At 68.6% G+C, this 11,663-nt stretch carries 12 protein-coding genes; 9 read left to right on the plus strand and 3 right to left on the minus strand.

Features of this window, described 5'->3' with window-relative positions:
- Window positions 1-120: 120 nt before the first annotated feature.
- On the plus strand, window positions 121-966 hold the full coding sequence (gene sepH / locus ED92_RS40320; protein WP_037348061.1) for a septation protein SepH: 846 nt from the start codon (window positions 121-123) through the stop codon (window positions 964-966).
- Window positions 967-1,002: 36 nt separating this feature from the next.
- Here the strand turns inward: sepH and ED92_RS40325 are convergent, their stop codons facing one another.
- Window positions 1,003-1,368, minus strand: coding sequence for an MmcQ/YjbR family DNA-binding protein (locus ED92_RS40325; RefSeq protein WP_037348062.1), 366 nt, complete (start codon window positions 1,366-1,368; stop codon window positions 1,003-1,005).
- Window positions 1,369-1,478: 110 nt separating this feature from the next.
- Between ED92_RS40325 and ED92_RS40330 the strand changes: the two genes are divergently transcribed.
- Window positions 1,479-2,216 carry a hypothetical protein gene (locus ED92_RS40330; protein WP_235213517.1) on the plus strand — a complete coding sequence of 246 codons (738 nt, stop codon included), beginning with the start codon at window positions 1,479-1,481 and terminating at the stop codon, window positions 2,214-2,216.
- Here ED92_RS40330 and ED92_RS40335 read toward each other — a convergent pair.
- Together ED92_RS40335 and ED92_RS40340 are read right to left on the minus strand one after the other, a co-directional pair.
- Window positions 2,213-2,815 carry a DUF2537 domain-containing protein gene (locus ED92_RS40335; RefSeq protein WP_037348064.1) on the minus strand — a complete coding sequence of 201 codons (603 nt, stop codon included), beginning with the start codon at window positions 2,813-2,815 and terminating at the stop codon, window positions 2,213-2,215. The genes ED92_RS40330 and ED92_RS40335 overlap by 4 nt on opposite strands.
- A 27-nt stretch (window positions 2,816-2,842) precedes the next feature.
- On the minus strand, window positions 2,843-3,658 hold the full coding sequence (locus tag ED92_RS40340; protein WP_037348065.1) for an RNA methyltransferase: 816 nt from the start codon (window positions 3,656-3,658) through the stop codon (window positions 2,843-2,845).
- A gap of 216 nt (window positions 3,659-3,874) precedes the next feature.
- Between ED92_RS40340 and ED92_RS40345 the strand changes: the two genes are divergently transcribed.
- From ED92_RS40345 to ED92_RS40375, 7 genes are all read left to right on the plus strand, one after another.
- Entirely contained in the window at window positions 3,875-5,374 is a 1,500-nt protein-coding gene (locus tag ED92_RS40345) for a glutamate-cysteine ligase family protein (protein WP_037348067.1), read from the plus strand.
- Window positions 5,375-5,573: 199 nt separating this feature from the next.
- Window positions 5,574-6,161 (plus strand): TetR/AcrR family transcriptional regulator, encoded by a 588-nt coding sequence (locus tag ED92_RS40350; RefSeq protein WP_037348068.1) that lies wholly within the window; start codon window positions 5,574-5,576, stop codon window positions 6,159-6,161.
- 79 nt (window positions 6,162-6,240) lie between these two features.
- Window positions 6,241-6,909 (plus strand): heme oxygenase (biliverdin-producing), encoded by a 669-nt coding sequence (locus ED92_RS40355; RefSeq protein ID WP_037348071.1) that lies wholly within the window; start codon window positions 6,241-6,243, stop codon window positions 6,907-6,909.
- Window positions 6,910-7,005: 96 nt separating this feature from the next.
- Window positions 7,006-8,865: a serine hydrolase gene (locus ED92_RS40360; protein ID WP_052121318.1), complete on the plus strand. Its 1,860-nt coding sequence runs from the start codon at window positions 7,006-7,008 to the stop codon at window positions 8,863-8,865.
- Between the two features lie 198 nt (window positions 8,866-9,063).
- On the plus strand, window positions 9,064-9,687 hold the full coding sequence (locus ED92_RS40365) for a superoxide dismutase (RefSeq protein ID WP_016337537.1): 624 nt from the start codon (window positions 9,064-9,066) through the stop codon (window positions 9,685-9,687).
- A gap of 91 nt (window positions 9,688-9,778) precedes the next feature.
- Window positions 9,779-10,528, plus strand: a complete 750-nt coding sequence (locus ED92_RS40370; protein ID WP_037348074.1) for an arylamine N-acetyltransferase — start codon at window positions 9,779-9,781, stop codon at window positions 10,526-10,528.
- 203 nt (window positions 10,529-10,731) lie between these two features.
- A complete protein-coding gene (locus ED92_RS40375) occupies window positions 10,732-11,571 on the plus strand; it encodes an SDR family NAD(P)-dependent oxidoreductase (RefSeq protein ID WP_037348075.1) in 840 nt (279 codons plus the stop codon).
- Window positions 11,572-11,663 lie beyond the last annotated feature (92 nt).

Genomic DNA, 11,663 nt, shown 5'->3' on the forward strand with positions numbered 1-11,663 from the left:
CCCTTGCCGTCATGAACAAAATAGTGAGCAGGACACATGACATCGGCGCGCCTCACACGTCAAGGCGACGCGCCGTTTTAACGTGGACACCCACAAAGGTGAAGAATCGGGGAGGCGAGAATGCGAGCGCTACGGGTGGTCGGGCTGCACGAGGACGGTAAGTCCATCGTGTGCGAGGACCCGGCGAGCCGCACGCGCTTCCTGCTCCCCGCGGATGAGAGGCTGCGAGCGGCGGCGAGGGGTGACATCACCCGCCTCGGCCAGATCGAAATCGAGTTGGAGAGCCAAATGCGGCCACGCGAGATCCAGGCACGAATCCGGGCCGGTGAGTCCGTGGAGCAGGTCGCGAGCAGCGCCGGCGTCACCGTGCAGCGCGTCGAGCGGTTCGCGTACCCCGTCCTGCTCGAACGATCCCGCACCGCCGAACTGGCCCAGCGGGCGCATCCGGTCCGCGAGGACGGCCCCGACGTCCAGACCCTCGGCGAGGTCGTCGCGCACTCCTTCGGGCAGCGCGGTCACGACTACAGCCAGGCGACCTGGGACTCCTGGCGAGGCGACGACGGCAAGTGGGTCGTCGTGCTGAGCTGGAAGGCCGGCCGTTCGGACAACCGCGCGCACTGGGCGTTCGCACCCGGCGCGCACGGCGGCACCGTGCAGGCCCTCGACGAGAACGCCGAAGTCCTGCTCAACCCCAACGCCTACCGTGCCCCGCGCACGGTACGGGCACTCGAGCCCGGCAGGGACGCGGTCGTCCAGCCGACTCTCGATTCGGTCCCGGACGAGCCGGTCGCGAAGGTGATCGACGCGCCGATAGCCGAGCCCGAAGAAGATGCCGAGCCACCACTTCCGGCTGACGAGCCGGAGGAAGTGGCCGAAACCGCTCCACGGGCGAAGGGGAAGAAGAACCACCCCATCGTTCCATCCTGGGAAGACGTCCTCCTGGGCGTCCGATCGCAACGAGGTTGAATCCGCACGTAGTGGCCCCTTCCGGTGGAGGGGCCATTACGTGCGTCCGGGGACCTGCGCGATCAGGGATTTCGGCGCCACGAGGCAATACGCGTCGGTGACGATCTGTTCGATCTCGGCCCAGTCGACGTCGGTGTCCAGCCGTACCCCGAGCCATCCCCGATGGCCGACATACGGCGGCCGGAAGAACCGCTCCGGCTCGGCGCCCACCAGTTCCTCCTGCGCCCCGGGCGGCGCCGGGCACCAGAAGGCGACCTTGTCGTCGTGATGACGGTCCGCGTACATGACGAACGTCTTCTTGCCGCGTACGAACCAGGTCGGCTCGCCGTGACTGAGCCGCTCGGAGGCTTCCGGCAGCGCGAGACAGAGCCGTCTGAGTGAATCGAGCGGATCTCCGGCCATGGATCTCAGTATCCTCGGGCCGGGGGGATTTCATGCAGGATTGGTACGTACGCACTGTCCGATTGCGTTTCCAGGTCTTCACCGGGACGCCGTACACACATGTTTCGCCGATGGAATGGCGGATCGACCCGGAGGCACTCCGCGGCATCGCGCGGAGCCGCGGCTACCTGGAGATCGCGCCGATGTTCCAGGGCTGTCTGAGTTTCCAGTACGCGCCTCAGTACGTCCCGCCGGCGCCGGTCTTCGACGGGCCGGACCGGCCGGACAAGGATCGGGAACGCTGGCTGCTGAACCAGCTCACCGGCTCCGACCAGGTCTGGATCAGCCTCAAGCACGCGAACCTCTCCGCCCGGCGTGTCGCGGAGGTAGCCGAGGCCGAAGGCCTGCGTGTCGCGGCGGATTTCGGCGACCCCGCCGACCGGGTTCTCCTGCTCAGCCGGGATCCGTCGCCGCCGAGGCTTCCCCTGCCCGCGCCCACGGGACTCAGGTTCCGCTATGCCTGGTTGAACCACATCGCCCCCGTCACCGTCCTCGTCCTCCTCGGCGCGGCGGCGGTGATCTCCGGAATTCCGTCGGGCTTCGAAGCGCCGGTCACCAATCTCCTGTTCTTGGCGGCCTTCACCGGCATGGTCCCGGCCGCGTTCACCACCGGCCTGTTCCCGCGCACCACCCGGGTCGGCTGGCTGGCCCGGGAATTCGACGGCAGCCCCGAGGTCGGATTCCCGATGCGGTCCTATCGAATTCCCGCCGACCTGGTCGTCCAGATCGCCGCCTATCACGGTTATGAGCTTTACGGGCAGTCGGCGACACAGGCGGGCGGGCCGGGTCTCAAGTTCCGCAAACGCTAGAACACGACGATCAGCACGCCGATCCACGCGATCACGATCCCCGCGGCCGCGCCGAACGACGCCCACCGCACGATCGGCACCCGCCGCGCGAGCCACAGCGACGGCGTGATCCCGGCGGTCACGACGGCGGACGCGAGCAGCGCTAGCCAGCCGTTGGTCTCGCGCGCGAGGGTGTTCGCCAGTGCCAACATCGCCACGACGACCACGGCCGCGACGAACGCCGAAACCGTCAGCCCGGTCAGCCAGGGTGTCGGTTCCCCGGCCGGATCCGGCGTGCCGAAAAGGCGCCGCGCGAGTTCGCTGCGGGGTGCGGGGGCGGGCGGGTCGATGACGACGCCGTCGCCGGACACGGGGTCGACGAATCGCACCGACGTGCCCATCGTGGCGGCGACCCGCTGGGCGAGCTGGCGGCCTCGCTGGGAGACCACGGAAGCGGCTTCGGTGCCGGAGGAACCGACGGCGGAGGCGACCCTGGCCCATTCGTGCAACGCCTGGGCGAGATCCGAACCGATCGCGAGCGAATGCGGGTCCACCTCGCGCGCGCTTTCGCCACCCGGCCCGGCCAGCACCGCGCGTCCCTCACGGATCCGCAATTCCATGGGTTCTCCTCGTGATCGCTCGGGTGCTCACGATAGCGGTGGACGCGTCTCGTAGAACGCGATCGCGCCCGCCGTGGCGACATTCAGCGAATCGACGCCTTCCGGCATCGGGATCCGCACCGCGACGTCGGCGGCGGCGATGGCCTCGTCGGTCAGGCCGGGGCCCTCCGCACCAAGCATCAACGCGACCTTCCCCGGTGTCTGGTCCCGTAACTGGCGCAGCGAAACGGAATCCGCACGAGGAGTCAGGGCCGCGATGCGGAAACCGCGGTCCCGCAGCGATTCCAGGTCCCCGGGCCAAGACCCGAAGGTGGCGAACGGGACGCGCAGGACATGCCCCATCGAGACGCGGACACTGCGCCGGTACAGCGGGTCCGAGCAGCCGGCGCCGAGCAGGATCCCGTCGACGCCGAGTGCGGCCGCGTTGCGGAACAGCGAACCGAGGTTCTCGTGGTCACCGACGCCTTCGAGGATCGCGAGCACCCGTGCGCCGTCGACGACCTCTTCCACCGACGGCGGCGGAACCGGCCGGTCGGCGACGGCCAGGATCCCGCGGTTCAGGTGGAACCCGACCACGTCGGCCATCGTCTCGGCCGAAGTCACGTAACCGGGGACGTCGACCGCGTCCAGGGTTTCGCCCAATTCGTGGAATCGCCGCTCCACCCCGAGGAGGGAGCGGACCGGATAACGGGAGTTGAGCAGCCGCTCGACCACGACGGTGCCTTCGGCGATCACGAAGCCACGCCCACCCGGCCTATCAGGACGCCGATCGGCTGTGGACAAGTCGCGGAAATCGTCGAGCCGCGGGTCGTCACGGTCGTCGATGGTGATCAGTTCAGCCACCCGGAGAGTGTGTCATCCGCTCCCTGCGCCGTGTTTGCGTCCGAACGTCGAAGGGTAGGTGGTATGAATGGAGGTATTTTGCTGTCAGTTAACCCCTAGTGACAGAGAGCACCAGTTTGGCCGCTAGCCGGGCGACAGCGATGCGTGAAACCGTTGGGCCGCCTGGCAGTCCCGCCTGGATCCCGCGGAGCGTGGCCAATGAGGAGCTCGACGAACATGGGTAAGAATCTTTCGGCGGACCCCTCCGAGCCGCAGGATCGCGGCCGCTATCGCCGGAAGGTCCAGCGCTGCCTCGACACCTTGGCCCGCATGCTCACCGACGGAAGTTTTTCCTTCCCGCGCAAGAACATCGGGCTCGAGGTCGAGCTGAACCTCGTCGACGCGGAGATGCGCCCGTCGATGACGAACACCACGGTGCTCGAGGCACTGAACGACCCGTCGTTCACCACCGAGCTCGGCCAGCACAACCTGGAGCTCAACGTGCCGCCGCGGCCGCTGGCCGGCGAATCCGCGCTGCAGCTGGAGGACGACCTCAACGCGTATCTGGGCGCCGCGTCGCGCAAGGCCGAGGAATCCGGCGCCTCGCTGGCGATGATCGGCATCCTCCCGACGCTGCGGCACGAGCACTTCGACCAGAAGTGGCTCACCAACAACGCCCGTTATTCGTTGCTCAATGACCGGATCTTCGCCGCTCGTGGTGAGCGTACGGTCCTCTCGATGGAGGGCGCGCCGCTGCCAGGAAGGCAGCCCGAGCGGCTGCGCAGCTACTCCGAATCGATCCTCCCCGAGGCCGCGTGCACCTCCGTCCAGCTGCATCTGCAGGTCGCGCCCGAGGAGTTCGCGGCGCATTGGAACGCGGCGCAGGCGCTCGCGGGCGTCCAGGTCGCCGTCGGCGCGAATTCGCCGTTCCTGCTCGGCAAGGCGCTCTGGCACGAGACCCGGATCCCGCTGTTCCTACAGGCCACGGACACCCGGCCCGAAGAACTGAAGAACCAGGGCGTGCGGCCGAGGGTGTGGTTCGGCGAGCGGTGGATCACGTCGATCTTCGACCTGTTCGAGGAGAATGTCCGGTACTTCCCCGGCCTCCTGCCCGAGACCGATCGCGAGGATCCGATCGAGGCGCTCGACTCCGGGCAGGCGCCGAAGCTCACCGAGCTGCGGATGCACAACGGCACCGTCTGGCGCTGGAACCGGCCGGTGTACGACGTCGTCGACGGCCTGCCGCATCTCCGGGTGGAGAACCGGGTGCTGCCCGCCGGCCCGACCGTCGTCGACATGGTCGCGAACGCCGCCTTCTTCTACGGCGCGCAGCGGGCGCTCGCCGAGGCCGACCGTCCAGTGTGGACACAGATGTCGTTCCAGGCCGCCGAGGAGAACATGTACGCGGGCGCGCGCCGGGGTTTCGACGCGCAGCTGTACTGGCCGGGTATCGGCTGGATCCCGCCGGACGAGCTCGTGCTGCGGGTCCTGCTGCCGCTGGCGCACGAGGGACTGCGCCGCTCGGACGTTTCGGACGAGGCGAGAGAGCGCTATCTCGGCATCATCGAGCAGCGGTGTCTCACCAGGCGGACCGGCGCGGCGTGGCAGCGGGAGTACGTCCTGCGCGCGGAGGAGCGCGGCGCCGAACGGGAGACCGCGCTGAACCGGATGCTGGGCCGGTATCTGGAGCTGTCCGCCACGGAGACGCCGGTGCACACCTGGCCACTGGAGGCTTAGGGGGTGCCTCTCAAACCGAGGCTCGGCTGGGCCGTGAGGACACGCGCGCGCTTCTTTTCGGCCGGAGGCCTCGGATTTGCGGAGGTGGGCCGCTGTCACGGCCGGGTGAGTGACCAGCTGACGCCGCGGCCCGGCTACGGAAATCCGAAAGCGCGCTTTGAGACACCGGGTTTAGAGTTTCCTCCCAGGGAGGTGGCTCGTGCCCAAGATCATCGGCCGCTCGCTGGAGGAGCACCGGCGCGAGGTCCGCAGCAGGGTGTTCGACGTCCTGCGCGGCCAGCTGTACGAGCGCGGGTTCGACGCGATCACGCTCGCCGGTGTCGCCGCCGAAGCGGGCCTCGGCCGGACGGCGATGTACAACCACTTCCCCGACAAGGAAAGCCTGCTGGTGGCCTTCGTCGAGGACGAGGCGACGCGGTACGTCGAACGACTGACGGCGGCCGTCGCGAAGGCCGACACCCCGGTCGAGAAGCTTTCGACGTTCGTCCGGCTCCAGCTGCGGGTGCTCGCCGAGTACCACCTGCCGCCGGGGACGGCGCTCGCGTCGGCGCTGGCCCCCGCCGCGTACCGGCGGATCAGCGCGCACGCCGACCCGATCACCGGCCAGCTGCGGGAGATCCTCGCGGAGGGAGTACCGGACGAGGATCCCGATCTCCTGATCCCGATGATCACCGCCGCGCTCGGCAGCCGTCAGGTGGTCGACGTGCCACCCGAACGGCTGGACGACGCGATCGAGGGAGCGGTCCGTTTCGTGCTCAGAGCGGTCGGGATGGCGGAAAACCGGTAAAATTAGGGTAGCCTAACCCGCAATCGTGCCTTACGCTCTTTCTGACAGCATGTCAGATCGATGCTTGGAGGCTCTGTCCATGCCGGTGACCACCGACGTCGAATCCGGGCCGTTCTCCGCGGCCCTGCGCGCCTCCACCCTGCCTGCCCACGAGCGGGCCAACCACTCCGAGTACATGAACGCGCTGCTCGGCGGCGAGCTCACGCGCGACGGGTACACGCGGCTGGCGATCCAGTACTACTTCATCTACCAGGCGATCGAGCAGGCCGCCGACAAGCTGGCGAAAGACCCGGTGGCGGGCAAATTCGTCTTCGAGGAGCTCCGGCGGCTGCCCAGCCTCGAACGCGACCTCGAACACCTCGTCGGCCCGGACTGGCGCGAGACCGTCCGGCCGCTGCCCTCGACGGAGCGTTACGCGCGGCGCGTGGCCGAGGCGTCGGACTGGTCCGGCGGGTTCGTCGCCCACCACTACACGCGCTACCTCGGCGACATCGCCGGCGGCCAGGTCATCCGGCGGCTGCTGGAGCGCAAGTACGAGCTCACCGAGGCGGGCTCGCTGTTCTACCACTTCGACCAGCTGGGCAGCGCTCCGAAGTTCCGGGACAACTACCGCGAACAGCTGAACGCCGCGCCGTGGAGCGAGGACGAGCGCGCGCGGCTGATCGACGAGGCCATCGTGGCCTTCGAGTGCAACATCGCGGTGTTCGACGAGCTGGCGAGCGAACTGGACGAGTACCGGGCCGCCTGACCTCGTGCGTCCGGTCGCGGGGTAGGGCCGGCCCCACCCCGCGATCGGCGGTCCGCCGGATCCCCTCACCCCGGGGAAATCCCTAACTTTCCAGGTATGTTCCGAATCGCGGCCACCGCCGCCCTGCTGACCGTCGCGACGGTCCTGACCGCTCCCGCCGCCCGAGCCGCGACACCCGCCGGCGTCTTCGACGAAATCCTCCCGCGAAGCCTTGCCGAGCACCACATTCCCGGTGCCGCCGTGGTGGTCGTCGAGGGCGGGAAGACCGTGTTCTCGAAGGGTTACGGCGTGTCCTCAGTGGACACTCAGGCCAAGGTGGACCCCGAGCGCACCGGGTTCCTGATCAACTCCGTCGGCAAGTCGATCGCCGCGACGGCCGCGATGCAGCTCGTCGAACAGGGCAAGCTCGCACTGGACGCCGACGTCAACACGTACCTGAAAGCGTTCAAGATCCCCGAAACCTTCCCCGGCCGCCCGGTCACCCTGTACTCCCTGCTCACCCACACCGCGGGCTTCGAAGACCGCGTGTACCGGATGTTCACGCCACGGGAAGAGAATCTGCCGACGCTCGCGGAGCACCTCGCGGCCGAGATGCCCACCCGCGTCCGCCCGCCCGGCGAGGTCGCCCTCTACTCGAACTACGGTTACGCGCTGGCCGGGCACCTCGTCGAGCTCGCGTCAGGACAGTCCTATTCGGACTACGTGCGGCAACACATCTTCGAACCGTTGGGAATGAAGGACAGCAGCGTCGCCCAGCCCACGCCTGATGTCCCACTGGCGACCGGCTACCGCTGGGACGGCTCCGCGCAGGTCGTCCCGCCCGCCAACTTCGGCCCCGAACCGCCCGCGGGCGACGGGAACGTCGCCACTCCCGCCGACATGGGCCGCTACCTGTCCGCGAACCTCGTCCCCGGCACGTTCAGCCGTCCCCTGCTCGACCAGCTGCACGGCGCGCGGTTCCGCAACGACCCGCGCCTGCCCGCGATGGGTTTCGGCTTCTCCGAGCGATATCTGAACGGTCTGCGCCTGGTGGAGAAGACCGGTGACTCACCGGGGTTCTTCAGCGTGCTGGAACTCGTGCCGGAGAAGAACACCGGCGTGTACCTGGCGTTCAACGGCGGCGCGTTCTCCGGCGACGCCGCCGCGGTGACCGCCGAGGTGCTGAAAGCCTTCGTCGAACGGCTGCGGCCCGCCACGTCCGTCCCCGCTCCTGTGAAGCTCGCGGGTGACGTCTCAAGGTTCGAGGGGAGCTACAACAACACCCGGCTGGACTACGACAGCTTCACGAAGGTCCGCGCGCTCGCGGGCGGTGTCACGGTGACCTCGGACGGCGACGGCGTGCTGAGGACTTCCGGCCTCGGCGAGGGGACCCGGCGCTGGACGCAGACCGAGCCGGGGCTGTTCACCGACGCCGCCGGTGAACGGATCGCGTTCCGTGAGTCCGGTGGGGAGGTCCTGCTCTTCGCGGGCGACGACCCGAACTCCTCCTACGAACGGGTGTCCTGGCTCGGCTCGCCCTCCACGCACCTGCTGATCCTCGGTGTCGCGCTGCTGCTCCTGCTGGGCGCGCTGGTGTGGTGGCCGATCCGCGCGCTCGTCCGGCGCGGCCGGGAGCGGAACCCGCCGGGAGCCCGGTTCGCGACCGTCGCCGCCTGGTCCGCGGCGCTGGCCGTCCTGCTGTTCACGACCGGTTTCGCCCTGCTCATGAGCGATCTGAGCGCCGCCGCCGTGGCGCTGACGTCCGGGCACTCGCCGTTGCTGAGTGTCACCTTGCTCCTGCCGAACGCTGTGCTGCTCCTGACCTGCGCGGCCGTAGTCTGCGCGGTGCTCGCCTGGGTCCGCGGCTGGTGGACCACGCCCGCCAGGATCACCTACACGGTGGTTTCCGTGGCCTTGCTCGCCTTTCTCGGGGTCATCGCCTCTTATCACCTGGTGGGACTGCCCTATCTGGCTTGATGACCGCCGTCACATCGCCTTGACCTCCAGCTAACTGGAGCTAGCAGGGTGGGTTTCAGGCGGTGGCCCCACCGGGTACAGCCGCTACGAACGGGTCGTTCCACCTGGGGAGAAACGCGGCGCCCCCGGTCGCCGCAAACGGGTGAAGACGACTAAGTTCGTCCTTGGAAACTTGTGTCGAAGACAGAAGGAGGGCCGATGGCCCGCTACGTGCTCCCCGATCTCGACTATGACTACAGCGCTCTGGCGCCGCACATCTCGGGCGAGATCAACGAGCTGCACCACAGCAAGCACCACGCGACCTACGTCAAGGGCGCGAACGACACGCTCGACAAGATCGCCGAGGCCCGCGAGGCCGGCAACTTCGGTGACATCGTCGGCCTGCAGACCACGCTGGCGTTCCACCTCGCCGGGCACGCCAACCACGTCGTGTGGTGGAAGATCCTCTCCCCGGAAGGCGGCGACAAGCCGACCGGCGAGCTGGCCTCCGCGATCGACGAGGCGTTCGGCTCCTTCGACAAGTTCAAGGCGCAGTTCACCGCGGTCGCCACCACGATCCAGGGCAACGGCTGGGCCGCGCTCTCCTGGGACCCGATCGGCAAGACGCTGATCACCCAGCAGCTGCGCGACCACCACAACAACCTGGTCCTCCCGACCACGCCGATCCTGCTGGTCGACGTCTGGGAGCACGCGTTCTACCTGGACTACAAGAACGTGAAGCCGGACTACGTCAAGGCGCTCTGGAACATCTTCAACTGGGCCGAGATCTCCAAGCGGTTCGACAACGCCGTCGCCGGTGGCAACGGCCTGCTGCTCGGCTGACTTCTCGCCACGAAACGGGGCTCTCCTTCGGAGGAGGGCCCCGTTCTTCGTTTCTTGACCTCCAGCGAAGTCGAGGTGTCAAGGTGGTCGCATGGACGTCGCCGCATACCTCGACCGGCTCGGTCTCGACCGCCCCGCCACCGCGGACGTCGCCGCGTTGCGGACGCTGCAGGAGCGCCATCTCGCGGTGGTGCCGTTCGAGAATCTGAGCATCCACCTCGGCGAACCGATCGTCCTGGACGCCGAAGCACTGTTCGACAAGATCGTGCGGCGGCGCCGCGGCGGCTTCTGTTACGAGCTGAACGGGCTCTTCGCCGCCTTGCTGGGCGAGCTGGGCTTCGACGTCACTCTGCAGGCGGCGAAGGTCTTCCGGCCGGACGGCACCGTCGGGCCGCCGTTCGACCACGCGGTCGTCCGTGTCGAGCTGGAGGAGCCGTGGCTGGCGGACGTCGGCTTCGGCCGGTTCAGCCGGTTCCCGCTGCGGCTGTCCGCCACCGAGGCGCAGGCCGACCCGGACGGCGAGTTCCTGTTGCTCGACGCGCCATACGGCGACATCGACGTCCTCCAGGACGGCAAGCCCCAGTACCGGATCGAGCGGCGGCCGCGGGCACTGGACGAGTTCGTCCCGACGGCGTTCTGGCAGGCGACCTCGCCGGACTCGCATTTCACGCGAGGGCCGACCTGCTCGCTGCCGGCCGAGCACGGCCGCGTCACCCTGGCGGGTGACAAGCTGATCGTCACCACCCACGGCGTCCGCACGGAGACCAGGCTTTCGGGTGACCAGGAGATCCTGGACGCGTATCGGAAGGAGTTCGGGATCGAACTCGACCGGGTGCCTTGACCCGAGCGGCGCGGTCATCGACCATGAATCCTCCGGAATGAACGAAGCCCCGCCTCCGGGGGTGACCCGGTTGCGGGGCTTCGTCCGTTCCCGAACTGACTGCCGCTCCCACCACGAAGCGGACGTGTATGAGGTTAGCCTAACCTCATCTTCCCCGGCAAGGGGTTCCGTCGAGAGACGCCGATCTCACCCTTATGAGTGACATGAGTCTTCTTAGCGGCAAGGCCGTGGTGATCACCGGCGCCGGACAGGGCCTGGGCAGGGCTTTCGCGCACGATGCGGCTTCGCAGGGCGCGGCGGTCGTGGTGAACGACGTCGAAGCGGGGATCGCGAACGAGGTCGCGCGGGAGATCCGCGGCCTGGGCGGGCGGGCCGTCTCCCATGAGGGTTCGGTCGCCGACGCCGAGCAGGCCGCCGGACTGATCGACCGGTACGTCGCCGAATTCGGACGGCTCGACGGCCTGGTCAACAACGCCGGCGTCAACTACCGGGCCGAGCCGTGGGCGGCCGACCCGGTGCGGATGCGTGAAGTGGTCGAGGTCAACGTGCTCGGCCCGCTGTTCTGCGGGACCGCGGCGGCGAAGGTGCTGCGCGCCCAGGGCGGTGGCGTGATCGTGAACGTCGGCTCCGGCTCGATGATCGGCCAGCGGCGCGCGGCCGCGTACTCGGCGTCGAAGGGCGCCGTCGCCTCCATGACCGCCTCGTGGGCGGTGGACCTGGCCGAACACGGCATCCGGGTCAACGCCGTCGCGCCGGTGGCCTGGACGCGGATGGCCTGGAACGATTTGAGCGTCGTCCAGACCCCGGAGCACGCCCCGGAACGGGTGGCGCCGCTGGTCACGTACCTGCTCAGCGATCTGTCGGCGGGGGTCACCGGGCAGATCCTTCGGTTCCGCGGCGACATCCTGTGCGTGCTGCGGCAGACCGCGATCAAGGACCCCGTGCTGGACCGGGACGGCTGGACCGTCGAAGACATCGCGGACGCGTTGGACGGCGAGCTGCGGGAGGCGCTGGAACCGCCTCCGTCGGCGAGGTGGTCGTGAGTGGCCGCGCCTGGTCGAAAGTCCGTGAAGGCCTCCTTGAGGGACTCTGGGTCCCTCAAGGAGGGGCTAACTTCAGGACAGGGTCCTGACCA

The sequence above is a fragment of the Amycolatopsis sp. MJM2582 genome (genome assembly GCF_000754115.1).
Lineage (GTDB): Bacteria > Actinomycetota > Actinomycetes > Mycobacteriales > Pseudonocardiaceae > Amycolatopsis > Amycolatopsis japonica.